Source organism: Nitrosopumilus oxyclinae (genome assembly GCF_013407165.1).
Classification (GTDB): Archaea; Thermoproteota; Nitrososphaeria; order Nitrososphaerales; family Nitrosopumilaceae; genus Nitrosopumilus; species Nitrosopumilus oxyclinae.
The window spans coordinates 333,852-358,524 of the sequence record NZ_CP026994.1; the positions used below are offsets into that span (position 1 = coordinate 333,852).

Consider the following 24,673-nt stretch of genomic DNA (forward strand, 5'->3'; position numbering starts at 1 on the left):
TAATAACATCTGCAAAAGATGTTATAACTTGATTGTCTCAAAAGGAAATTGAAGAGTCCCTTGATTTATTAGAAAAAGACTGGGATGTTGATCCAGTTATTAGAAAATTTGTGTTAGGTAAAATTACAGATGTATCAGACTATGCCATTAAAGTAAAAGATGTGGTGTTTCATGTTCCTTATTTGAATTCAGAAAAAAAATACATCTTGTGGAAATGTTTCTGGCCTGATTGTCACAATTGTTGTGACAGACAAGGAAGACTGCCACTAACCTCTGATGATTTGATTACAATTGGAAAGGGTTTGAAATACAAAAGCACATCAGAGTTTATCAAAAAAGAAACTCTTACTGTTACGTATCAGGAACCGGGTCCTGCAGGGCAAATGACTACAATGACTACAATTAATCTGAAAAGAAAAAATGACGAGACTGCAGAAGAGGATGGAACTCACATCTCATGTAGGTTCTTAGATGACAAGGGAGGATGCAGCATGCATCCAGACCGTCCCGGAGTCTGTTACTTGTATCCATTTGCAAGCTGGCTTGAAAATGAGAAAGGCAAGGCACGAGTTCATGCAACGTACCAATTTACCGGTGATTGCCCTGGATTTTACTTGGCTGACAATCTAGACCAAATGAAAGACGAACTCAAAGCATACTCTACTACAATCTATGACTATAACATGGCATCAAATAGAACAAATCGAGAAGGGTTTGGTTCTGTAAGTTTTAGTTAGGCTTTTGCAACTTTCATCAGATCTGCAACTTTGATATTCATTCCAAATCTGTCTTCGTTCTTTTTCATGTAAAGAAATATTGAAATAAAATCTGGCAGTGCTTTGAGGAAACTAAAGTTCTTCTGAATCTTTGCATGCACAAAATTAAACACCTTTGCATAGACTTTGAAATGTTTCTCTACTGCTTTCTCATACGCTTTGAAATCATTCATGTTCTCTAAAAATATCTCAACGCATTGCATTGATGGAATGATTCCCTCCCCTAACAATGCATAAACTGTTCCAATTGATTCGCCAACTCCGACTACCTTACCTGAATAGTATGGCTTGCATCTATCCGGTGTTGCAAGTCTGATTGGGCGACCCTTTGTTTGTAAAACCTTTCCTCCGTGTTTCTTTAGGAAATCATCTGTTGCCTTCATGTGTTGTTTATTGTAATCACCTGCACCAATGTGTGCCCATCTCTCCCCTAGTGGGAAATACCAAAAGTATCCTGACATTCCAGGAAATGGTTCAATGTAAAAGTCATCATATGGAACCTTGTCTGGATACTCTACTTTGTATTCATATGTTGGTAAAAAGAAATCTTGTTTTAATTTTGGCAAGTATACTCTGTGAAATCCTGTACAGTCAACTATCATGTCATACTCTTTTTCTAACTCTTCGATACTTGGTGGTGGGCCGTAGATAATTTTAGAATCTTTGATGAAATCTTTGATTAGTGCTAGTTTGTTATAGGTACATAGTCCTTTGAGGCCGATATCAAATTTTACATCGTCGTTCATTTTGACATGCATCTTTTTGCCGTCATGAATTAGAAAATCATTAAAATCTCTGCCTGTTTTTTTGCAAAATTCTGCCAAAGTTGGCTTTATCGTACCCCATGCGCAAATGGAATCATGTCTTTCTTCAACCATTCTTTCATATCCGACAACTTCGTGGTCAGAGTCCTTTAGTCTGGCCATAAGATAAGAGCCTGCTACACCCATTCCCATTACTGCTATCTTCAAGATGATTTCAATGAACTAGAGGTGTAATAAATAGACTATCGGAATTTGTTTTGATTAAAACCCCAATAGTATCAAAAGATAGTGCGGGTTAAATAAGAAATTCTCATAATACAATCAGAAAAGGTGAGTCGCTCGTCTGAGTACAATCGTTTCAGACCTTAAGACAAGTCACTGTCATCAGAAAACACTAGTTTCTGATCTTAAGTGGTGAGCTGTCATCTGCATCTTTTGGATGCTGATCTTAAGCTCAATTACCTTTTCATTTCAATTAAATTTGGGAAAAATTTCTCTTTTATCATGGATACTTTTGATGCGATAAAGACTCGCCGAGCTATAAAGAAATTTGATAGCTCACACAAAATGTCCTCTGAAGATGTTAAACTAATACAAGAGTTGACAATACTTTCTCCAACTAGTTACAACCAACAAAACTGGAGATTCGTCTACGTTACTGATCAATCTGTCAAAGAGAAAATATCAAAGGCAGCTCGTGATCAGGCCCAGCCAAAAGATGGCTCTCTGGTAATTGTTCTTTGTGGAAATCTTGATGCATGGAAAGAAGATCCACTACGTTACTGGAAAAATAACACTCCAGAAAAACAAGAGATGGTAAAAAATGCACTAGCTCGAAAATATGAAGATCATCCTGAGAACCGTCGTGATGAGGCAATGCGCTCTTGCGGATTTGCAGCTCAGACCATAATGCTTGCTGCTCGACAGATGGGTCTTGACTCTTGTCCTATGGTCGGCTTTGAGTATGATGAACTAGCAGAGATAATCAAATTGCCTGAAAACCACATGATAGTCATGATGGTAGTAGTTGGCAAACGTGCAGAGGATGCTGCACCAAGAGGTGGGCAGTTGTCTGTGAATGAGGTATTCTTTGAGAACCACTTTTGAAAAGATGTAACATTGTAAAATGATCTGCATTTATTATCTATGATTCCCTAATACTTTACATGGGCATAGATGAGGCCATCAAGAAGCTAGAGGTATCTAACCAGGGATTAGAGGTAATTTTAGGGAATTTAGATGAGCAGCTAGCTGATATCCGCGCTGACCCTAGATTGGAAGGATTGGTAGATGACTTGGAGAATCTGTTTTATGCGTATTTGAAAACTTGGATGAAGAGTAATACCGAAGTTATTGATCTTTTAAAGAAAGAGAAATAGGTTTTTTCTCTAAGTTATTTTTCAGTATTTGCAGTTATCTTTTTTAATTCAGATAGAATGAGAACTAGAATTTCCTTCTCTGTTAGCTTTAGTAGTTCTATTGTTTCCTCTTCTGTAAATCTAATGTCTTCATTTATTTTTTCATATGTTTTAAGATCAGCCATATTACCATCTGATTATACCGTTGATTAAAACTTTCATAAACTGAGACTATTTGAAAACTAAAACTAGCACACCTATTGCTACCAATATGCCTACAAAAATTAACAATTTAGAGTTCCTTGAAAAACTCATCTAGTTGCAATCTTTGCAGTGGGGGTCTCTGCAAACAGGATTACTGTTCCCATCCCTTGTTGGGTATTTTGTATCTCTTCTTCTATATGTTCTAGTCAAGTTTTAGTATCTCCTTTTTTGCGTAGTGCAAGTAAAGTTTTTGCAAATGGGATTTTTTCTAGTTTGATCTTTTTTTGCAATTTTTGTTTTTCACTAAATGTGGATAGTACTTCTTCTGTCAACTTGTCAAACTGTGATGCAAAGTATAATGCGTTTGAATATACCATGATACAATTACGTGAAACTAATACAAGAGTAGTGTCATGACAATTCTAAACATTTGTTTGGTTTTTGTATAGAAATGATCAGAAAAACAAAGAGTTGTGAATTAATTGTAATGTCAAAAAATAATGGAAAAATCAAACAGATTTTCATGTTTGCTGCAGAGTCCTTTTTATTTTATTATGACTAGTATGATCAAGGCAGTAATCCATCAAAGTAACATCGAATGAAAGAGTCGATGGTGTTGATCAATGGATCAGTTCTGATTACTGCCTTTGTTTTTTCCGGTATTTTGTAAAATGTATGATTGTGAGTTATTCTTCTGCAAGTATTGCCTTTACTTCTTTTTTGTGGGTGGTGCAGTAGGGCGGGGAGTTTTTACAATCTGGACAGTTTAGATACTTTCTGAAATCTAGCATGATGAAAGTTTGGTTTTTACTTTAAAGATCTTTCGTAGTAATGCTTCGTTTTGTTTTATTGTTATTTTGTATATTGTATTTCATGGAAGAGAATTCATGGGAAGAGATGCGCGGTTTGTCCTGGGTCTTTTACGAGTTTGATGACTAGATTCTAAATTCCTACATTGATTTTTATCTCTTTAGCAGTATTGTTGTTTGTGGGCTAGATGGGTACTACTTACCTGTCAAGTCCACATTTACATTTTAGAAAAATATCTAAACTCCAATAGGCTTAAGTCTATAATTATTTCAAAAAATTTATGAAGTTCAGTGGTGTATCTTCAAGTAAATTTCCTCTAGTAATAATTGGAGTTGTGGTATTGTTTGCACTTTATTTAATTCCAGCATATGCTGCAGCACCTCAAGTATGTCTTGAGGAGTTTCCAGCCGATTCCAGTTTATCTAAAACAAAAAAGGAACTCTACATCAAAGAGATCAAGGCAGGAATTACTGAATGGCAAAACATGCTAAAGGAACAGTCCACATTCCCAAGGGCAGAAAATTGGAAATGGGATATTGATGTGGTGAATTATTCTGATTCTATAAAGTGTGATGTCATTGTAAAGTTTAAAGACAAACCAGAAAATGAAAACAAAAAGCTAACTCTGGGAACTTTTCAAAATGCTGGAGGCATTGGAATAATTAACATGTATTATTTTACTCCCTACTCTTGTGAGACTGGTAGAGACTCTCAGTACATCTACTATGGGATTTGTAGAGACCCAATTGATCTTGCCACTACTGTAGAGTTTGGTTCAATATTTCGCCACGAGTTCGGACATGCACTTGGGTTGCCCCACGTTGATATCAACACATCACTGATGCATCCAACTTTTGAGTTGATCAGCTACAAGGGAAAAATTACCACTGGAGATGTAAAAAATGTCATTGAGATGTATCCTAATGGATTTTATTCTCAAGAACCAGTATCAGAACCTGAAATTATAGAGTTAACTCCAGATGTTATACAACCCATTCCTGATTGGATTCGAAGCAATGCATTGTGGTGGTCTACTGGTGAGATTAATGATGAGACATTTGTTGTAGGGATAAAATATTTGATAACACAGGATATTCTAGTCATTCCTGCAACTGAAACCATTCATGATAGTACAGGGATTCCATCATGGATTAAGGACAATGCCAGATGGTGGGCAGCAGGTGAGATTAATGATGAGACATTTGTTCTCGGGATACAGTACTTGATTCAGCAAGGAATAATCTTAGTAGACTAGACTCGACTCTAAACTCCAATATTCCTATATTGACAAAATTACAACATCATTCATTGACTGTAAATCATCCTAAAATTATTGGAATCAATCTATTTGAAATAATTCAAACACTACACTCTAACAAAGAAAAACCCATGTATCTCAACGAACTATGTCGAATTATCCATAGGGATTACAAAGATGTCAAAGTTGATGTGATGTATCTAGCTAGTTTGAAATATGCCGAATCTGATTTTATTGAAGATACCATTAATCAAAGAGTAGCCTCACTTACTCCAAAATCTATGAGTGTAATGGATAGAGGGACGCCTCCAAAAGACTATGATGAATTTATTGAAATGTTTCAAAATCCTGAGGATTCTGGTATTTCTGAGAAGAAAAGCCTATTCACTAGATTTGGATTTGGGAAATAACTCCATCCAATACGCTTAAGTCAATTAAAGTCTCAGTTATCAGACAATGGTGTTTGCATTCAAATTTGCATTTTTGAAAAAGAAAAAAAATCAAACCATTGAAGATGATGAGATTAATCCAGACGATAAAGACTAGATCTAACTTATGATTTTATGAACTATTTATTACAAAGTATTTTCTGTAAATGACATGTCAACTGCAGTAAGACCAACTGGTGTTACAATTCTTGCAATACTTGAGATAATTTCAGGTGCACTTGCAATTGGTTTTGGCATTTCACTTAGTGTGCTGTGGGGAGTTTCCGGAATGGGAATGATGGATATTGGAGCAGGTGCGATGGCTGCAATTGGTGGCATCATGGTAGCACTTGGTGCAATATCATTTGTTATGGCATGGGGATTGCTAAAGGGGAAACCGTGGGCATGGACTATTACTTTGATTTTGACAATAATCAGTTTAATCTTTGATTTACCATCCTTCAACATCATTGGTTTGATAATTGATGTGGTGATTTTGTATTATTTGTTCAGACCACATGTCAAGGCATACTTTGGCAAAAACTAAGTAAGAGATACATCTGTTGTTTGTATGAACAAGTCAGACATTATCTCTGAAATAGAATACAGAGTAAGTAAATCAAAAAATTCTGATTACACTGGATGTACTATAGGCATTACTGACAAACCCAAAACAAAAAAAGACAAGCATGCAAATGACGGTAAAAATGTCCAGTACTGGAAGGACTGGTCTGTTGGTGAGAAAGACGGACTAGAGATTGAAGAGTATTTTCTTGCCAAAGGAATGAAGGGGGACAAAGGCAGTGGGGATTATTCCGGGTTTGTTTACATTTTTTAAAATTTAGATTATACGATTTTGTTATACGTCTAACTCTATAGATTTCTCATAGCATCTCTTTGCCTCTTCAGTTTTACCAAGTGCAGTTAACGCTAATCCTTTGTTGTTCCACGCATCAGCATCTTGTGGATCAATTTCTATTACTTTGTCGTAACATGCTATAGCTTCTTTGTATTTGCCCAATGAATTTAGTGCCAATCCTTTGTTGTACCATACTACTGTACTGTTAGGATCAACCTCTATTGCTTTGTCATAGCATTCTATTGCCTCATCGTATCTGCCCTGAGAATACAAAGTACCACCTTTGTTGCGCCATCCCCATACATCATTAGGATCAAATCCTGCACCGTTACTGCGAAAAATATCTTCACTGGTGTATCTTTGGTTTACTCCTGCATGTCCGTATCTGTCATAGACTAGTTTCTTTTCTGGATTTGAGATAACAGAATATGCTTCAGAGATTTCTTTGAAATGCTCTTCAGAATCTTTGTACTGGTTTCTGTCTGGATGAAACTTTAATGCTAATTTTCTATACTGTGCTTTTACTTCTTGATTAGTTGATGATTTTGTGACGCCTAGAACTTCATAATAATCACGTTTTGCACTCAAGAGGGTGAGATTTGTTCTGGTAATTGTATAAATGATTGAATTTGAGTATGTGCAATCAATTAGATTCTAAACTGGAATCATTATTGTTATAATCTTGTTTTTGGTTATTATCCAACTTGTTTTTGGTTATTATCCAACTTGTTTTTGGTTATTATCCAACTTGTTTTTTTGCAAAATAACATTGGGGTAATTTCAGTGTTTGCAATTCTACAAAGCAATTTTTGTGCCAATTTTTTTTATTCGCTATTTTGAAATTGTTTTGTGTTTCTAGTAGAACAAATGCACAAACGAAAATTCCAGAAATTATTAAAAAAAGAAATTGATCGGATGACTGCATTTAAAGATCAGTCTTATTTTGATACTCTTTCTGCCCCAAAGAAAATTTTAGGAAGAGAGGATAAAATTCAAGAACTTCTTGGCATGATAGTAGGATACAAAAAGAATTTTGTCCCGCCACTCGTGTCAGTATATGGAAGAAGCGGTTCTGGAAAATCCACACTGGTAAAATTTGTACTGGATAACCTTCCTGACATATCTACATGTATAGTGAATTTGAGGAAAAGCAAGACAATTTTTGGAGCATCAAATCTGATTTTAGAGGAATTACAAGGCAAAACTATTACGAATTCTAACGGACTAAACAAGGCAATAGAGAATGTTGAATCTGCAATTGTACAGAAACTAGAACATGAAAAGAAAAACACTCTCTTCATACTTTTAGACGAGGCAGATTCCATTTTAAATGACAAACGAGGTAATCCGTCAGACTTTTTCTACAAATTGCTCACGATAATTGAGGATCTAAAAAAACAAAATTATCTGGTCTCAATTATTACCATATCGAACAATCTCTTTGATCAATACAATCTTGATGATAGAGTAAAATCAAGAATTGGGAATAATCATATCTTATTTGATCCGTATTCTAAAGATGAAATTGTTGATATTTTAAAAGAAATTTCTGATAAAGCACTTCATGAAAAAGTAGATCTGCCTATTTTACAACAATGTGCTCATCTTAGCTCGTCTATTCATGGCGATGCAAGGCGGGCCATTGATTTACTCCATTCTGCAGCAAAACTGGCAATAAAGGAAAATCAACCCATATCAAAAGACCATGTTGCCCAAGCCAATGATTTATTGGACTCTGATTTTGTTTTACAATTCCTAAAAACTGCACCATATCACATGAAAGTAATCTGCTATGTAATTGGTCAGAGTACCTTTGTATCTGGTAAACAGTGGCACTATACCTCGGCAATAGAGAAAGTGTATTCTAATGTTCTACCTGAAGACAAAAAAAATCTGGGCTATCGTCGTGTATCTGACTTACTAAACGAATTGGCTCAGGCAGGAATTTTAGAATCATCTACAAAGACATTGGGTAGATATGGATCAGGCAAAATGTATCGTCTGAAATTCCCTGCAGATATTATAGGAAAATATTTTCCTGAAAAATTTGTCTTATGGGAACAAATGAAGAATGAATACTATTCTGTTAATCATGATCCAGATGTCAAGTACAATCGGGACCCCCGACTGAAATTTGATAGATTTGAAGGCATTAAGAAATATCAGGAATTGTTGGGACAGTTTTAGGATGTCTAGGATGGGGGTACTATACACTTTCAAAAATCTCTGTTGAATAATGAGTGAATAATTTAGTTTTTTCATTAAATTCGTAACAATTAAGACATTAGAAAAAATAAAATTATTGTGAGTGAAGAATTACAGAATAATAGAGTGGTAAAGATTGGTAAATATGAATATTGGGATATTGGGAGTACTACATTAAATCAACTAGTATCTGCAAAAGCTATTCCTAACAAAGATTATGGTGATTATTCTGAACGAAAACCTGATGGATTAATCATAGAAAAAAATGGTGATGTAATTAAAGTTCATTGTGTTATAGAACGTAAAATCCCTACAAAATTTAAAACTAAAAAATTAAAAAAAGATACAGTTGAACAATGCAATGATCTTGCTCAGGAATTAAATGCAAATATGGGTATTGCAACAGATGGATCTAAATTCATATGGTTTAATCCTAAACATTCTGATTCTGAAAATGATTACACTGATTCAAAAGGAAAAGATCGTTCATATTCCATAATTTTTGATGAAAACAAAAAGCCATTTGTAAAGGAATTTACAATATCTCAAAAAAATGATGAAACTATTCTTGATAATTGTGATGCAATAACCAAGACATCTGTACAAAATATAGAACATGTTGAACAAAGTATTAGTATTACTAGTTCAATACTTGTGAGTCCGGTGACTCAAGATCCTACAAGTTTGGCCAGACAAATATGGCAAGATCTTTATTCGATTAGTAGTGAGACTCCTGAGAAATGTTTGGCAACATTCATGGAATTATTAATTTTCAAACATCTAAGCGATTTAGAAATTTTAATTGATGATGAAAATGGTAACACAATAAATTTTGATCATATTTTCAAATTAGGTACATTGACAGCACTGAAAAATTATCATCAAAATGTTCGACCACATCTAAAGAAAATGTTCCCTCTCTCAACTGAAGATGATACTTCTATCATCAACGGATTCATTCTAAGTAGCGATGTTTCTGATCATGGACAACATTTTATGACAATTCTAAAAAGATTCAAAAAATTTGGAGAAATTAAAAATATTGATCCTGGGTTCAAATCAAAAATATTTGAAGAATTTATGAAAAAAAGTGGAACTCAAAAAAATTCTGGGAAGCACTTCACTCCTAGAAATATCATTGATTCGATGATACACATGTCAAATATTGAAGAATTGGACTCTGGCTCTCAAATCTGTGATCCTGCATGTGGTGTGGGTGGTTTCATTTTAGAGCCTATGAAACTTTGTAAAGATGGTGTAGATTTCTATTATGAAATTTCTGGAAACGAAATAAATCCTAGATTTGTCTTTTCTGGATTTGATAGAGGAGTGCCAACATCTGATGATTCAAAATTAATCATCACTCTTGCTAAATCTAATATGCTAATTTTTCTGAGTGATTTACTAAAGAAAAATACTTTGATGCATCTTAAATTTGCAAATCTTTTCCATTCTACTTTTAAATTAATTACAAACACCACTCTTGGAACTCTATCAAAATCTGAATATGAAAAATATGATTTAATTTTAACAAATCCTCCTTACATTGTAAGTGGTAGTTCAAATCTGAAAAAAACAATTAGTCATAATGCCACACTAAAAAAATATTACAAAACAGGTGGTTTGGGAATAGAAAGTTTGTTTATTGAATGGATAATTAACAGTCTCAAAAATGGAAAGAAAGCATTTGTTGTTATCCCGGATGGATTGCTCTACCGAAATGATAATTCTATACGTGAATTAATTACTGATGAATGCTATATTGATGCAATTATCTCATTACCTGTTGGTACATTTTATAATACTCCTAAGAAAACTTTCATTTTAGCAATTACCAAAAAACCTTGGAAGAAAGCTTCTGATAGGAAAAGCCATCCCCAAACAGATCCTGTATTTACATATCTAGTAAGTGAAATAGGTGAGTCATTAGATAAAAACAGATTTTCTGAATCTGAGAAGAATGATTTGAATGAAATGGTTTCTTTGTTTAATTCATTCAAAAATAATAAAACAATGAAAGAACCTGATTCTGAACGATGTAAAATTCAACCCTTTGAAAAATTTTCTTCTGAGCCATTTGGAAAATGGCCTGTAGATAGGTGGTGGACGAATGAAGAAAAAATTTCTCTGGGAATTGAAAAAGAAGAAGTTGTCATGGATATGCCTGAATTTAATGAAAAAATTAATGATTTGATTACATCTATGGAAAATTACAAGACGGAATTGGCGAAGTTTTCATGACCAAAATAATTCAACTTACAGACACAAAATATTTTCGGTATGATCAGGGTGTTAGAGTTACAGATAAAGATGAACGTGAAAAGAAAGGAAATATTCCAATTTACAGTGCAAATGTATTCAAACCAAGATATTTTTTAAAAGAATCAAATCTTAAAAATTTTGATTATCCAAGTGTCTTGTATGGAATAGACAGTTATTTTGATTTGAATTTTATACCTGCAAAGCAAATTTTTGGAAATACTGATCATTGTGGAAGGATAGAAATTCTTGATGATGCTATTTTTCCTGAATATCTTATACATCAATTAGAAATAAAAAAATCTGAATTGGGATTTGGTAGAACCTTACGAGCAAACTTGGGTAATATGGGTACTATTACAATTGAAATTCCAGAAAAAGAAGACGGAACTTTTGATATCGATAAACAAAAAGAATTATCAAAAAAATATGTGTTTTTAAAAAAAATGAAAGAAAACTTAGAATCTGAAAGAAAAGAATTAGATGAAATATCTATAGAAATACCTACTGATGGTAAGACAATTTCAAAAACTATTTCAGAAATTTATGAATTTGAAAAAACACAATCTAAAATGACGAAAGAACTTTGTAATTCTCATAAAGGTACTATCCCTGTTTATGGTTGTTCGTATTCTGAAACTGAAGTATTGGGACATATTAAAAAAGATGTAAAAAATGTAAAATATTTCAAAGATGCACTAACATGGAATAGAAACGGTTCTGTGGGGAAGTTTTTTGTCAGAAAAGGAGTTTTTTGTACAAACGAGGATCATCGAGTTTTAAAATTAAAACGAGGATATGGAAAAAAAATCCATGCGCCATTTATGAAATATTTGCTTGAAAATGAAGTAAAAAAACTTGGATTTACATTTACCCAAAAACTTGGAGCGACTAATTTAGAAACTATATCGATAAATATCCCTGTTGATAAATCGGGCAAATTTGATATTAAAAAACAAAAAGAACTTGCTAAACAATATAATAAGATTTATGAAATTAAAAATAAGATGATTCAGGAAATAGACGACATCTGTTCAATTACTGTCCATCTGTCATCTGAATAATGTAAAATTAAATGAAATACTTTACAATCTGAATAAATACATGAAATGAAATGATTACCTTATGAATCCTGAAGACCAAGCACGTCAAGATATTGACAAAATGTTGACTGATTCAGGCTGGATTATTCAAGATTATGATGATCGAAATCTTAGCGAATCCTTGGGAGTGGCAGTTAGAGAATATCCTTTAAGTAAAGACAATGCAGATTATGCATTATTCATTGATTCCCAACCTGTAGGGGTAGTGGAGGCAAAAAAATATGGTCATACACTTAGTGGAGTTGTCGAACAATCAGAAAAATATCTTGATGGGTTACATGAAAAATTCACTTCCACTGATATGCGACCACCATTTTCATATGAAACAACTGGAATTGAAACCACATTTGCAGATAGACGTGATCCTAATCATCGTTCTCGTCATGTCTTTACATTTCATAGACCCGAATTATTGCAAACATGGCTTAATGAAGAAACAACATTACGTGCAAGACTAAAAGCTATCCCAAAATTAAATTTTGATAAACTTCGGGATTGTCAATCAGAAGCAATTACAAATCTTGAGGATTCATTTTCACAAAACAAACCACGTGCACTAATTCAAATGGCAACAGGTTCTGGTAAAACATTCGCAGCAGTCACCGCAATTTATAGACTGATCAAATTCGCAAAGGCAAAAAAGATTTTATTTTTAGTGGATAGATCTAATTTAGGACGACAAGCATTACGTGAATTTCAACAATATACAACTCCTGATGATGGTAGAAAATTTACAGACTTGTATAATGTGCAACTATTACAATCTCACACAATAGATCCTGTTCCCAAAGTTGTAATATCTACAATTCAAAGAATGTTCTCCGTTCTAAAGGGTGAGAAAGAATATGAAGAAGAAAATGACGAGTTTTCAGCATTTGAAGGAGGTATAGATGAAACTCCTGTTGATGTAAAATATAATGCAAATATTCCGATAGGCGAATTTGATTTCATAGTTATTGATGAATGTCATAGATCAATTTACAATAAATGGAAGCAGGTGCTTGATTACTTTGATTCCTTTTTGATAGGATTAACTGCAACTCCTTCAAATGATACGATTGGATTTTTCCATAACAATCAGGTAATGAGGTATACTCATGAGCGTGCAGTAGTAGATGAGGTAAACGTAGGATATCACGTATACAAAATTCGTACAAAAATCACTGAGGAAGGTAGTTCTGTAGATGCAGGACAATTTGTTGAAAAACGAGATAGACTTACACGTAAACAAGAGGCAGAACAGCTAGATCAAGACCTAATTTACGCACAAAATGAACTAGATAGATCAGTAGTATCAAAGGACAGAATAAGGCTAATCATTCGAACATTCAAAGAAAGACTACCTGAAATATTTCCAAACAGAACTAATGTTCCAAAAACTCTGATTTTTGCAAAAGATGATTCACATGCAGAAGACATTACAGAAATTGTAAAGGAAGAGTTTGGTTTAGGAAATGAGTTTTGTAAAAAAATTACATACCGCACTAAAGAAAAGCCTGAAGAATTGATTTCTAGTTTTAGAAATTCACCCATGCCCCGAATTGCCGTATCAGTAGATATGATTGCAACTGGAACTGACATCAAGCCACTAGAATGTATAATCTTTATGCGTGATGTAAGAACCAAAAATTACTTTGATCAAATGAAAGGTCGTGGAACTAGAACAATTAAAGATGATGATTTGATTGCAGTAACGCCTGATGCAAAATCAAAAACTCACTTTGTAATAGTTGATGCAGTTGGTGTATGTGAGCATACTATGGGGGATACACACTCTCTATCTAAAAACCCAAATGTATCATTTAAGGTGTTATTGGACAAGGCAACTGATAAAAATGCCAATACAGATGATGTTGAAAGTTTGATTTATCGTTTATCAAGAATAAACAAAAAATTAAGTCAAGACGACAAAGATGAGATAGCTAGTGTAAATGATGGAAAAACACTTGTTGATATTGAAAGAACTTTACTTGATGGAATTAACGCTGATAAAAAAATGGAAATAGCAAAAGAGCAATTTAAAACTAAAGAACCAACAAATGAACAAATTAGAACTGTATCAAAGCAAATGATTGATGAGGCATGCAAAGTATTTGATTCTGCAAAATTACGTAAAACAATTCTTGATATAAAATCTAAAAATGAGCAAATCATTGATGATGTATCCATTGATGAACTGTTAGAGACAGGATTTACAGATAAAGTACAAAGTTATGATAATAAAACAATTGAAAACTGGACAGAATTTGTAGAGAAAAATAAAGATCAGATTACTGCACTTGACATTATCTATTCCAAACCATATAGAATGAGGGAGATTACCTTTGCAGATATCAAAAATTTGGCAAATACCATAAAGAAACCCCCATACAATTTAACACCTGAAATGCTCTGGAGTGCCTACCAAAGACTGGATAAATCAAAGGTAAAGAGCAACCCTGCTAAAATGCTGACTGATTTGATATCTATTATAAGATATTCTGCAGGTAAACAAGACTTACTTTTGCCATTTTCAGAACTAGTTACTGAGAAGTTTGAAAAGTGGTTGCAAACACAAGAGTCTTCGGATAGAACATTCACACCAGAGCAAAAAGAATGGCTAGTAATGATCAAAGATACTATTGCAAGTTCTGTTTCAATTGGAATTGACGCATTAGATGATGTTCCATTTAATCAAAAAGGTGGTAGAGTAAAGTTTTACAAATTATTTGGAGACGATTATGAAAAAATATTAGACGAATTACATGAGGTGTTGATTAATTCATGAGTAAAATTATTTTAGAAAATATTAGTGAACTTCCAAAGGGCTGGATATGGGTTAAAATTCAAGATGTTACTGATGTAATTCGTGGAGGTTCTCCAAGACCTAAAGGAGATCCTAGATATTTTGGTGGAACCATTCCGTGGATAATGATTCGAGATATTAGTAAAGAAAAAGGTAAATTTCTTACAAAAACTAAAGATACAGTTACTGAAGAGGGTGCTAAAAAAAGCCGATTATTAAAAAAAGGCTCTTTGATTTTGTCAAATAGTGGAACTGTATGTGTTCCAAAAATTTTAAAAGTTGATGGTTGTATTCATGATGGATTTCTAACTTTCCCAGATATTCCTAAAAATATGAATATTGATTATGCATACTATTGGTTTGAAAAAATTCGAGCAAAAATTCGTCAAGAAAATCAACAGGGAGTAACACAAGTAAATTTAAACATTGCAATTGTAAAAGACATAGATGTTCCAATTCCTTCATTAAATGAACAAAAAAGAATTATAGATAAAATTGAAGAGTTATTTTCTTTAGTTGATTCTATTGAACAAATTTTAATTCAAACAAAAAAACAATTAAAATTTCATTACCAATCAATTTTAAAATTTTATTTTGATTCTGATTATGAAATATTACAATTAAATGATGTTTGTGATTTATTATCTGGAAGGGCATTTAAAAAAAGTGAATATTCAACAAAAGGCGTTAGACTATTTCAAATAGCAAATGTTTCCTTTGGCAAAATTATTTGGAATGATATTGCATATCTCCCGTATGAGTATTTAAAAAAATACCCTGAATTAGAATTAAAAGAAGGAGATGTGATCATGGCGTTAAATCGCCCAATTATAAATAGACAAATCAAAGTTGGAATGCTCAATCCATGTGATGTACCCTCAATTCTTTATCAACGTGTAGGTAAATTCATTTTAAATGATAATATCAATTCAAAATTTCTTTTTTATTTTTTACAATTTTCTATGTTTATCAAACAATTAGAATCTTCTCTACAAGGTATTGATATCCCATTTATCAACAAGTCCAAATTAATGTCGTTTTCAATCCCAGTACCTTCATTAAAAGAACAAAAAATAATTATCCAAAAAATTGAAGAGGAATTTTTACTTGTTCACAACACTGAAAATTCTATCAATCTATTATTGTTAAAAATCCCATTAATAAAAAATACAATATTAAAACAAGCATTTGAAGGAAAACTAATTCCCCAAGATCCAAATGATGAACATCCAGAAATTTTACTACAAAAAATAAAACAAGAGAAAGAAAAATATGAAGCAAAAATCAAACAAGAAAAACAACAGTTAATACAAAAACAAAAAGCATCAAGGAAGAAGAAAAATGTCAAATGAAGCATCAGCAATTGTAGCAAAACTATGGAATTTTTGTAACGTACTAAGAGATGATGGAGTTTCTTATGGTGATTATGTACAACAATTAACTAATTTACTATTTTTGAAAATGGCAGACGAACAAACAAAGCCACCCTTTAAGAAAAAATCATTTATTCCAAAAAAATATGATTGGACTACGTTAAACTCCAAAAACGGTGATGATTTAGAAAAACATTACCGACATGTTTTAGAAAATTTATCCCAAGAAAAGGGATTACTAGGCGTAATATTTCGAAAATCTCAGAACAAAATCCAAGACCCTGCAAAACTAGAACGACTAATCAAACTAATTGATGGCGATACTAAAGACAAAGATAGAATTCTTTGGACTGGAATGGACATTGATGTTAAAGGTGAAATATATGAAGGACTACTGGAGAAAAACGCAGAAGATGTAAAGTCCGGTGCAGGACAATACTTTACACCTAGAGCCCTAATTTCTGCAATGGTTGATATAATACACCCAAAACCAAAAGAGACAATTGGTGATCCTGCATGTGGAACTGGTGGATTTTTCTTATCTGCTCACAAGTATCTTACAGAAAATTACAATTTAGATCCTGATGAGAAAAAATTTCTTAAAGAAAAAACATTCAAGGGCTGGGATATTGTAACTGAAGTTGTAAGACTGTGTGCAATGAGTATGTTCTTGCATGGAATTGGAGATAAAGAAAGTCAAATTACATCAGCTGACTCGTTAATTTCTGATTCTGGTGATAGATTTGATATTATAATGACTAATCCCCCATTTGGAAAAAAATCAAGCACTATGATATTTTCTGAATCGGGCAAAGCAGAACGCGAAACATTATCTTATGAGCGAGATGACTTTTGGGCAACTACATCAAACAAGCAATTAAATTTCTTACAACATGTAAAGACAATTCTCAAAGTAAATGGTAGGTGTAGTATAGTAGTTCCTGATAATGTTCTCTTTGAGGGAGGGGCAGGTGAAACTGTGAGAAGAAAAATGTTAGAACAAATGAACTGTCATACATTACTCAGATTACCTACTGGAATATTTTATGCGGGTGGTGTTAAAGCTAATGTATTATTCTTTGATAAAAAACCAGCAAGAACAGACGGTAAAGCATGGACTGAAAAAATGTGGATTTATGATTTTAGAACAAATCAACACTTTACACTAAAAGAAAATACATTGAGTAGGGACCATCTTGATGACTTTGTAAAATGCTATAATTCTAAAAATATCTTAAAAAGAAAGGAAACTGACAAATTTCATGCCTATGCTTATGATGAAATCATCAAAAGAGACAAGGTATCCTGGGATATTTTCTGGCTAAAAGATGATTCACTAGAAGACATTGAGAATTTACCTGCACCTGAAATAATTGCTGATGAAATTAAAGAGAATTTAGAATCTGCACTTGATTCAATAAATGAATTAATTGATAATCTTGGAAAAAAATAAACTTCCTGAGGGATGGACTAGTTTCCGATACGATGAATACCTGACATTACATTATGGCAAAGGATTAACCAAAAGAACTAGAAATAGTCATGGAAAAATTCCAGTTTATGGTTCTAGTGGGATGATTGGATACCATGATGAACCTTTAGTTTCTAACTCTTCTTTGATAATAGGACGTAAGGGTAATGTTGGTGAAATCTACTATGAAGAAAATCCTTCTTGGGCAATTGATACTGCATATTTTCTAAGTGAATATCCTATGTATGATCTAAAGTTTCTTTATTTTTTATTAAAACATATGAAATTAAATCGCCTAAACACTTCTACTGCCGTTCCTTCTCTTAGACGTGATGATGTGTATAAGTCTCAAATGCTTTTACCTCCATTAAATGAACAAAAAAGAATTGTAAAAAAAATTGAAGAACTTTATTTAAAAACTGAATCTATACTCAAACTTCTTTATGATATAAAATCACAATTAATGTTTAATCGTAAATCTTTATTAAATTCTGCATTTAATGGATTATTAACTAAAAAATGGAGAGAAAGAAATTCAAAAACTGAATCTATCTCTATTTTATTAAAACAGATTAATCCTACATGGGAAAAATTGACAAAAAAGATTCTAGAAAATTCTAAAAAAATTCCAAATACTTGGGAATATGTAAAAATTGATGATATTGCAGAACTTGTCGGTGGTGGTACCCCATCAAGAAAAAATCTTGAATATTTTGGTGGGAAAATAACTTGGTTAACTCCCACTGAAATCCCACGAGATAAAATCACATTTGTAAATTCCTCAAAAGAAACAATTACTGAACTAGGTTTGAAAAAAAGTTCTGCCAAAATCATTCCTAAAAATTCTGTATTATTGACATCTCGTGCTACAATAGGTAATATTGCAATATCTACTGCAGATGTGACTACAAATCAGGGATTTGCATCATTTGTTTGTTCTAAAATAATTGATAATAGATACCTTGCATATTGGTTATTTGCAAATCGTAAACTGCTTCAAGATACTGCAAAAGGAACAACATTCAAAGAAATTTCAAAATCAAAGATTAAAGAATTGTTTCTTCCTCTTGCTCCCTTAATTGAACAAAAATTAATTACTGAAATTGTTGATGAAGAAATTTCATTAATTGAAAAAAATGAAAATACAATTGAACAATCTATTAAATTAATTTCTGCGTTTAAAAGTTCTATTTTAAAACAGGCCTTTGAGGGAAAACTAGTCTCACAAGATCCTGGTGATGAATCTGTAGAAATTTTACTAGAAAAAATTAAATCCTGATATTTGATTAGAAATAAAATCAAAATTATCATGTTTTAATTTTTATAACGACAGTCTCGAAATGATATATGGAAATTTCTGTAGGTCATACTCCTGATTCAGATGACGCATTCATGTTTTATGGGATGTTCACAGGTAAAGTTCCATCTCCAGATTTTAAGGTAAATCATGTTATTGAAGATATTGAGAAATTAAATCGTAAAGCAACAGATCCGGAACTAGATGTAACTGCAGTTTCAGTTCATGCATGTGCGTTTATCCCAGGATATACAATATTGAGAAGCGGTGGAAGTTTTGGGATAAACTACGGCCCAATTGTTACGGCTAAAAAACAAATGACAATTGATGAAATTAAAAAATGTAAAATCGCCATCCCTGGAAAAATGACATCTGCATTTTTGTTACTACAATTAATGATTGGAAAGTTCGATTATGTTGAAATGAACTTCAGCGATATTCCAGAAGCTGTAAAGTCAGGCAAAGTTGATGTCGGATTGGTAATTCATGAGACTCAACTATCATATGAACAAGAAGGAAATGTCAAAATTTTAGATGTTGGCGAATGGTGGGATAAAACTACAAACGGCCTACCAGTGCCTCTAGGAATCAATGTTATGAGAACAGACCTAGGCATGGAGACAATAGTAAAGTTTGACAGATATCTTCAGGCATCCATAGAATTCGGAATAGAGCATTTTGATGATGCAATAAAATATGCAATGCAGTATGCTAGAGGTAAAGAACAAAGTCTAATTGAAAAATTTGTAAAAATGTATGTAAACAAAGTAACTGTAAACATGGGGGATTCAGGGGAGGAATCCATCAGAAGATTATTTGAAATGGCAAAAGAGAAAGGACTTGTTCCAGACTTTGAAATTAGTATTGCCAGTAAGTAGTGCATTTATCTATCAAAAATATCTTTAACAACAATTTTTGAAATGTGAAATCATAATTCATAATTTAATAACTTCTAGTTTCTTAATGAGATATTTGATTCTTAATCCTTCACAAAAACAGGCAGCAGAACATCTGGACGGGCCACTTTTGGTCTCTGCAGGACCTGGAAGTGGAAAAACACGCGTGATTGTTGAAAGAATAAGGTTTCTTGTAGAAAACGGCCATGCAAAAAAATCCGAAATTCTATGTTTGACATTTTCTGAAAAGGCAGCACAGGTAATGTCAGACAGACTGGAGGAAATTTTTGGAGATGTTTCAGAAATGCATATCAGTACATTTCACTCATTTTGTCATGATATCCTAGGAGATAATGTACTGGAAACAGGGATTGGAATTACAGATGTAATTGACAGAGCAAGTTTGTTAGTATGGGGTCTGAAAAACATTGATGATTTTAAATTTGAACATATTGAAATTGGAAATAATGCTGCAGAAGTAATTGAATCACTAATTGATGGTATCAGTACATTCAAAGATGAACTAGTTGATGCAGAAGAACTAAGAGCATATCTAGATAAAAAACTAAGTCAAGAAGACATCCACCCTGAAGAAAGAGATTACCTGTACAAACTTGATGACATGTACAAAGTCTATGTTAAACATGTAGAATTCTTGAGGAGTGCTAAACTTATTGATTTTGATGACATGATCGTACTAACTAATGAAAAACTACAAGAAAAGCCAAACATGTTAAAAAATTATCAAAATAAATTCAAATACGTTCTAGTTGATGAATTTCAGGATAATAACTTTGCACAATTCCAACTTGTGAGACAACTCACACCAGAAGGAAATCTTACAGTGGTGGGAGATTCAGATCAAAGTATTTACAAATTCCAAGGTGCATATGATAGAATTTTCCAGCATTTCAAAGAGGCATATCCTAAAGCAACTGAAGTAATTCTTCCTGAAAATTATCGTAGCCCAAAAAATCTAGTTGAACTCGCAGGAAAATTACTAGAACCAGTCATTGGCAGAGAGCCAAAAAAATTATTCTCAAACAAGGATGACCAATCAAAAACAATCGTAGTTCGTTGTAACAATGAAATGGGTGAGGTAGAATATGTTGTGAATCAAATCAAAGAAATTCTAAATGCAAGTCCTGAGTATTCTTTCAAAGACTTTGCAGTATTATCTAGAAAAAGAGCAGACGGTAAGAAATTTGCACAATCCTTGAATGCTTTTAACATTCCTGCAAATTATGTTGGAGATACCAAAATTTTCACTTCCTCCACAGGCAAGAATATGCTATCCTACCTGAAAATTATGGCAAATCCAACTACTTCAGGAAGGCACATCTACCGAGTTTTGAGATTGCATGGGATTTCAGAGCAAAATATCTCAAAAATCATGTATGAATCATCAAGAAAGGCAAGAAAATCCGACACTGACAATGATTTTGTCTATGATTCTCTAAATGATGAGATTGCAGGAATTACGCAGAAATCAGAACTTCGGGAACTATCTGAATTATTCTCAAGAATAACTAAACTAGAAACTATGCAGAGTGTTAGCGAATCAATTCTCCAAGTAATGATGAAAGAGACTGATTTGTACAAGAATTTAACAAGAGATGATACTCTGGAGAGTAGAAACCAACAATCAGTCCTTAAAGAAATATTTAAAATTGCACAACAGTTTGAAAATTTAAATCCTGATGAGACAATTAATGATTTCTTAGGATATTTAGAATCTTTAGATAAATTTGATATTGAAACTGAAGAGGGGCTGGAATCTGATAATACTGTACAGGTATCGACAATTCACCAAAGTAAAGGAAAGGAATTTCCATTTGTGTTTGTAGTTGATGTTGCACAAAGAAAGATGCCGCTAAAGTATAACCCAAAAACATTCTATGTTCCTGATGAACTATCAAAAGGACTGATGATACATGATACTGGTAAAGAAAGTTATATCAAAGAAGAAAGAAGATTGTTATACGTTGCAATGACTAGAGCCAGCAACCAACTATTCATGATATTTCCAATTAAATATACCCGCAACAAAAGACCAAACAAACCATCTCAATTCTTAGAGGAACTAAAATATGAAGAAAATAATTTAATCGAACTTGTCGAATTTAATGGTAAAACACAAGAGTCGATGCTTCAAGAACAAGAACGGCTTGGTATTTTGAAAAACGAATATGCTGGACAGGCAATTACACATCTTAATCAGATGCAATTTCAAAGTGCAATTAATAGAATAATTGATCTTGCAAAAATAGATTACTTTGAGAAAAACAAAACACTTGATGGCTTTTCATTTGAGTCTATTTTACAATCAGAAGACAATATAGAACTTGAAAATCAGTTGTTTGAAAACAAAATTCCTTTGATTAACAAAGAAAAATTACAATTATCAAAATCAAAGTTCTCAGTGTATCAAGAATGTCCATTGGAATACAAATTCTCACATATTCTACGTGTACCTACGTCTAAAGGAACTGCACAGTACATGGGTAATGCATTTCACAAGGTAGTTGAAATCCTTGCAGGAATTGAAAAACAAGGCAGAACACCAACTTATGAGGAGGCACTAAACACGCTTGAGAAAACCTGGAATTCGAATTCATATCTGAAAAAGCCAAAGAAAAAGGAGGCTGAAGACCGTCAACTAGTAGAAAATATGCTCCAGACATACATTTCATGGTTAGAATCAAATCCAAATACCGTAGTTGATGTGGAAAAAGAATTCCAACTAGAGTTTGAGGGAGTTAAGGTAACTGGAAACATTGACAGAATAGAGAAAACTCCTGAAGGAAAATACCATATTGTTGATTTTAAGACAGGCAAGAGCATTCCAAGCGGAATAATGAAAAATATTTCTGAAGATCTTCAAATGAATCTGTATTCGTTAGGAGTTGAGAAATTATACAATGAATTACCTGAGAGAACATCTCTATACTATATTCGAAATCAAAAAGTAATTCCATATGATGTGGAACAATCCAAAGTTACACAAGTCAAAAAACAATTAGAAGAAAATACGAAGTCAATTCTAAATGAAGAGTTTGATGCTACACCTGGCCAACCATGTAGGAATTGTAATTACAATGATATTTGTGATTTCAAGGCAACCACATCCTAGGTTAGAAATTCTGATGCATCTATTCCTTCTTGAGCAATTGTTATCCATCTATTTCTTCCAATCTTCTCAACATCGATAAACATCCATTGGTCTCGTAATGGCTGTATAATATTTTTACCAAGACTTGCAAATTTGGCTCGCAAGTGTATTTGTCTATGATGTTTCTATCAACTTTAGAAAATATCTTCGTGCTAATGGTACACTTTTCTTCAAGTCTTTCTTAATTTCTTCATACTTTTCAGCATAGATAACTTTGTTTCCTTTTCGTCTTAATGTAATATGATCTAATCCTGCATGATTTTCAGGTGTATTTGTAACTCTATCAAAATAAACTCTGAAAGTTTTCTTTACGGTAAGATTGCATTGCTTTCTGAGTTTTCTAAGGTTGTAGCCATCTGACCATTTAGAAAAAAAGAAATTCTTTTTCTGATTATCTAGCTTTTTCTTTGTACTTACCTCAATTATGAATAGATAATCTTTGTATTCAAAAAGAGAATCAATTTCCCCTATCTGCATTTCTTTATCTAAAATTATTTCATTAGATAATATTTGTGTAAATCCCAATTTTGTTAGAAATTTTTCAATCTCTTCTTCATGATGTTTTGTTTCAGGATTTACATTTGTCAAATCTATAATCTATTTTTTTAATACTCTAAAAAGGATCTTAACTATGCCCATAATGCGTGTAAGTCCAGCTAGACCTGAACCTTGGATAATATTTTTTTAATTGTATTTCATGTCAGGCATGATATTAGTCAAAAAACACTGAAACTGGATTTTTTAATGATAAATAATTTATCAAGAGAATCCTAGTGATATTGATTTGATGTTCTAAATAAGAGGAAATGAGTATTCTGATTTAAAAATTCAAAAATATATGTGGATTATATTGGATTGACTTATGGTTCAATACGAACTTCCAAGATTGCCTTATGGATATGATGAACTGGAACCATTTCTTGATACAGAAACAATGAAAATTCATCATCAGAAACATCATCAGGCATATGTTGATGGGTTGAACAAATCTCTTGCAGATGTAGGAAGTGCATCTCATCCGCAATACATTTCATCTGTACTATCTGATCTAAAATCTATTCCAGAATCTGGAAGAAGTGCGATTAACTTTTTTGGTGGTGGATTTGAAAATCATCGTTTGTTTTGGGAAACCATGACCCCAAATAGTGATGGAAAACCAACTGGTCAATTGGAGGATCAAATTGATGTTTATTTTGATAATTTTGATAATTTCAAAAAAGTTTTTTCTGAAACCGCCATCAATATTCAGGGTAGTGGTTGGTGTTGGTTAGTTTTTAATTCAACTTATCATAAAATTGAAATCATCACCACTGAAAATCAAACTAGTCCTTGGACTCTAGGAAAATTCCCGTTACTTGGTTTGGATGTTTGGGAACATGCATATTATTTGAAATATCAAAACAAAAGACCTGATTATGTTAATGCATGGTGGAATGTTGTTAATTGGGATTATGTTGGAAATAGATTTTCAGAACTTGCTTGATAAATTATATCTGTTGAAGCTAATACATACGATAATCATGTATTGTTCTTACAAAACCTGTTTTTTCTATTCCTATCTGCGTCCATTTTTATCCACAAAATGGTGGCTGAATCCCCGTGGATTCATACCTGAATTAATGGCTTTGAACTAATTTGTCAAGTCACCTTCAGAT

General features: G+C 32.8%; 23 protein-coding genes. 17 read left to right on the plus strand and 6 right to left on the minus strand.

The window, feature by feature from the left end; all coding sequences use genetic code 11:
* Positions 1-32: 32 nt before the first annotated feature.
* The gene (locus C5F49_RS01970) at positions 33-737 is read left to right on the plus strand and encodes a YkgJ family cysteine cluster protein (RefSeq protein ID WP_179363076.1); all 705 of its coding nucleotides are present in this window, start codon (positions 33-35) and stop codon (positions 735-737) included.
* On the opposite strand, the gene C5F49_RS01975 is transcribed toward C5F49_RS01970, so the two are convergent.
* Entirely contained in the window at positions 734-1,747 is a 1,014-nt protein-coding gene (locus C5F49_RS01975) for an NAD(P)/FAD-dependent oxidoreductase (RefSeq protein WP_179363077.1), read from the minus strand. The genes C5F49_RS01970 and C5F49_RS01975 overlap by 4 nt on opposite strands.
* Before the next feature lie 297 nt (positions 1,748-2,044).
* On the opposite strand from C5F49_RS01975, the gene C5F49_RS01980 reads away from it, so the two are divergent.
* Together C5F49_RS01980 and C5F49_RS01985 are read left to right on the plus strand one after the other, a co-directional pair.
* Complete coding sequence (locus tag C5F49_RS01980; RefSeq protein ID WP_179363078.1) at positions 2,045-2,647, plus strand: nitroreductase family protein; 603 nt, start codon at positions 2,045-2,047, stop codon at positions 2,645-2,647.
* A 59-nt stretch (positions 2,648-2,706) separates the two neighbouring features.
* A complete protein-coding gene (locus tag C5F49_RS01985) occupies positions 2,707-2,919 on the plus strand; it encodes a hypothetical protein (protein WP_179363079.1) in 213 nt (70 codons plus the stop codon).
* A gap of 14 nt (positions 2,920-2,933) precedes the next feature.
* Here C5F49_RS01985 and C5F49_RS01990 read toward each other — a convergent pair whose 3' ends face one another.
* Positions 2,934-3,083, minus strand: a complete 150-nt coding sequence (locus C5F49_RS01990; protein WP_179363080.1) for a hypothetical protein — start codon at positions 3,081-3,083, stop codon at positions 2,934-2,936.
* Positions 3,084-3,308: 225 nt separating this feature from the next.
* Positions 3,309-3,479: a hypothetical protein gene (locus tag C5F49_RS01995; RefSeq protein ID WP_179363081.1), complete on the minus strand. Its 171-nt coding sequence runs from the start codon at positions 3,477-3,479 to the stop codon at positions 3,309-3,311.
* 713 nt (positions 3,480-4,192) lie between these two features.
* Between C5F49_RS01995 and C5F49_RS02000 the strand changes: the two genes are divergently transcribed.
* The 4 genes from C5F49_RS02000 (at position 4,193) to C5F49_RS02015 (ending at position 6,436) form a co-directional block, all read left to right on the plus strand.
* Positions 4,193-5,167 (plus strand): matrixin family metalloprotease, encoded by a 975-nt coding sequence (locus C5F49_RS02000; protein ID WP_179363082.1) that lies wholly within the window; start codon positions 4,193-4,195, stop codon positions 5,165-5,167.
* Positions 5,168-5,220: 53 nt separating this feature from the next.
* Positions 5,221-5,580, plus strand: coding sequence for a hypothetical protein (locus tag C5F49_RS02005; RefSeq protein ID WP_179363083.1), 360 nt, complete (start codon positions 5,221-5,223; stop codon positions 5,578-5,580).
* 190 nt (positions 5,581-5,770) lie between these two features.
* Positions 5,771-6,145, plus strand: coding sequence for a hypothetical protein (locus tag C5F49_RS02010; RefSeq protein ID WP_179363084.1), 375 nt, complete (start codon positions 5,771-5,773; stop codon positions 6,143-6,145).
* 24 nt (positions 6,146-6,169) lie between these two features.
* Positions 6,170-6,436 carry a hypothetical protein gene (locus tag C5F49_RS02015; protein WP_179363085.1) on the plus strand — a complete coding sequence of 89 codons (267 nt, stop codon included), beginning with the start codon at positions 6,170-6,172 and terminating at the stop codon, positions 6,434-6,436.
* Between the two features lie 21 nt (positions 6,437-6,457).
* Here C5F49_RS02015 and C5F49_RS02020 read toward each other — a convergent pair whose 3' ends face one another.
* Positions 6,458-7,045, minus strand: coding sequence for a tetratricopeptide repeat protein (locus C5F49_RS02020; RefSeq protein WP_179363086.1), 588 nt, complete (start codon positions 7,043-7,045; stop codon positions 6,458-6,460).
* A gap of 261 nt (positions 7,046-7,306) precedes the next feature.
* On the opposite strand from C5F49_RS02020, the gene C5F49_RS02025 reads away from it, so the two are divergent.
* The 9 genes from C5F49_RS02025 to C5F49_RS02065 all read left to right on the plus strand — a co-directional run bounded on the left by C5F49_RS02025 (position 7,307) and on the right by C5F49_RS02065 (position 22,979).
* Entirely contained in the window at positions 7,307-8,644 is a 1,338-nt protein-coding gene (locus C5F49_RS02025; protein ID WP_179363087.1) for a Cdc6/Cdc18 family protein, read from the plus strand.
* A gap of 117 nt (positions 8,645-8,761) precedes the next feature.
* On the plus strand, positions 8,762-10,903 hold the full coding sequence (locus C5F49_RS02030) for an HsdM family class I SAM-dependent methyltransferase (protein ID WP_179363088.1): 2,142 nt from the start codon (positions 8,762-8,764) through the stop codon (positions 10,901-10,903).
* Entirely contained in the window at positions 10,900-11,985 is a 1,086-nt protein-coding gene (locus tag C5F49_RS02035; protein WP_179363089.1) for a restriction endonuclease subunit S, read from the plus strand. Before C5F49_RS02030 ends, C5F49_RS02035 begins: the two co-directional genes overlap by 4 nt.
* A gap of 61 nt (positions 11,986-12,046) precedes the next feature.
* Positions 12,047-14,791 (plus strand): type I restriction endonuclease subunit R, encoded by a 2,745-nt coding sequence (locus C5F49_RS02040; RefSeq protein WP_179363090.1) that lies wholly within the window; start codon positions 12,047-12,049, stop codon positions 14,789-14,791.
* Positions 14,788-16,161, plus strand: coding sequence for a restriction endonuclease subunit S (locus C5F49_RS02045; RefSeq protein ID WP_179363091.1), 1,374 nt, complete (start codon positions 14,788-14,790; stop codon positions 16,159-16,161). Before C5F49_RS02040 ends, C5F49_RS02045 begins: the two co-directional genes overlap by 4 nt.
* Entirely contained in the window at positions 16,151-17,635 is a 1,485-nt protein-coding gene (locus C5F49_RS02050) for a class I SAM-dependent DNA methyltransferase (protein WP_179363092.1), read from the plus strand. The genes C5F49_RS02045 and C5F49_RS02050 overlap by 11 nt, the downstream gene beginning before the upstream one ends.
* Entirely contained in the window at positions 17,622-18,932 is a 1,311-nt protein-coding gene (locus C5F49_RS02055) for a restriction endonuclease subunit S (protein ID WP_179363093.1), read from the plus strand. The genes C5F49_RS02050 and C5F49_RS02055 overlap by 14 nt, the downstream gene beginning before the upstream one ends.
* Positions 18,933-19,000: 68 nt before the next feature.
* A complete protein-coding gene (locus C5F49_RS02060; RefSeq protein ID WP_179361990.1) occupies positions 19,001-19,828 on the plus strand; it encodes an MqnA/MqnD/SBP family protein in 828 nt (275 codons plus the stop codon).
* A gap of 85 nt (positions 19,829-19,913) precedes the next feature.
* Positions 19,914-22,979, plus strand: coding sequence for an ATP-dependent helicase (locus tag C5F49_RS02065; protein ID WP_179363094.1), 3,066 nt, complete (start codon positions 19,914-19,916; stop codon positions 22,977-22,979).
* On the opposite strand, the gene C5F49_RS02070 is transcribed toward C5F49_RS02065, so the two are convergent.
* Both C5F49_RS02070 and C5F49_RS02075 read right to left on the minus strand, forming a co-directional pair.
* Positions 22,976-23,122 carry a DUF6293 family protein gene (locus tag C5F49_RS02070; protein WP_179363095.1) on the minus strand — a complete coding sequence of 49 codons (147 nt, stop codon included), beginning with the start codon at positions 23,120-23,122 and terminating at the stop codon, positions 22,976-22,978. The two genes, C5F49_RS02065 and C5F49_RS02070, sit on opposite strands and share 4 nt — an antisense overlap.
* Before the next feature lie 10 nt (positions 23,123-23,132).
* Complete coding sequence (locus tag C5F49_RS02075) at positions 23,133-23,606, minus strand: hypothetical protein (RefSeq protein ID WP_179363096.1); 474 nt, start codon at positions 23,604-23,606, stop codon at positions 23,133-23,135.
* A gap of 274 nt (positions 23,607-23,880) precedes the next feature.
* On the opposite strand from C5F49_RS02075, the gene C5F49_RS02080 reads away from it, so the two are divergent.
* Positions 23,881-24,501, plus strand: coding sequence for a superoxide dismutase (locus C5F49_RS02080; RefSeq protein ID WP_179362008.1), 621 nt, complete (start codon positions 23,881-23,883; stop codon positions 24,499-24,501).
* The last annotated feature ends 172 nt before the right edge of the window (positions 24,502-24,673 follow it).

What these genes read in the sequence shown, in the direction of transcription:
- C5F49_RS01980 (WP_179363078.1), top strand. Translation starts at nt 2,045, where the DNA reads ATGGATACTTTTGATGCGATAAAGACTCGCCGAGCTATAAAGAAATTT.
- C5F49_RS01985 (WP_179363079.1), top strand. Translation starts at nt 2,707, where the DNA reads ATGGGCATAGATGAGGCCATCAAGAAGCTAGAGGTATCTAACCAGGGA.
- C5F49_RS01990 (WP_179363080.1), bottom strand. Translation starts at nt 3,083, where the DNA reads ATGGCTGATCTTAAAACATATGAAAAAATAAATGAAGACATTAGATTT.
- C5F49_RS01995 (WP_179363081.1), bottom strand. Translation starts at nt 3,479, where the DNA reads ATGGTATATTCAAACGCATTATACTTTGCATCACAGTTTGACAAGTTG.
- C5F49_RS02000 (WP_179363082.1), top strand. Translation starts at nt 4,193, where the DNA reads ATGAAGTTCAGTGGTGTATCTTCAAGTAAATTTCCTCTAGTAATAATT.
- C5F49_RS02010 (WP_179363084.1), top strand. Translation starts at nt 5,771, where the DNA reads ATGTCAACTGCAGTAAGACCAACTGGTGTTACAATTCTTGCAATACTT.
- C5F49_RS02015 (WP_179363085.1), top strand. Translation starts at nt 6,170, where the DNA reads ATGAACAAGTCAGACATTATCTCTGAAATAGAATACAGAGTAAGTAAA.
- C5F49_RS02035 (WP_179363089.1), top strand. Translation starts at nt 10,900, where the DNA reads ATGACCAAAATAATTCAACTTACAGACACAAAATATTTTCGGTATGAT.
- C5F49_RS02040 (WP_179363090.1), top strand. Translation starts at nt 12,047, where the DNA reads ATGAATCCTGAAGACCAAGCACGTCAAGATATTGACAAAATGTTGACT.
- C5F49_RS02045 (WP_179363091.1), top strand. Translation starts at nt 14,788, where the DNA reads ATGAGTAAAATTATTTTAGAAAATATTAGTGAACTTCCAAAGGGCTGG.
- C5F49_RS02050 (WP_179363092.1), top strand. Translation starts at nt 16,151, where the DNA reads ATGTCAAATGAAGCATCAGCAATTGTAGCAAAACTATGGAATTTTTGT.
- C5F49_RS02060 (WP_179361990.1), top strand. Translation starts at nt 19,001, where the DNA reads ATGGAAATTTCTGTAGGTCATACTCCTGATTCAGATGACGCATTCATG.
- C5F49_RS02065 (WP_179363094.1), top strand. Translation starts at nt 19,914, where the DNA reads ATGAGATATTTGATTCTTAATCCTTCACAAAAACAGGCAGCAGAACAT.
- C5F49_RS02080 (WP_179362008.1), top strand. Translation starts at nt 23,881, where the DNA reads ATGGTTCAATACGAACTTCCAAGATTGCCTTATGGATATGATGAACTG.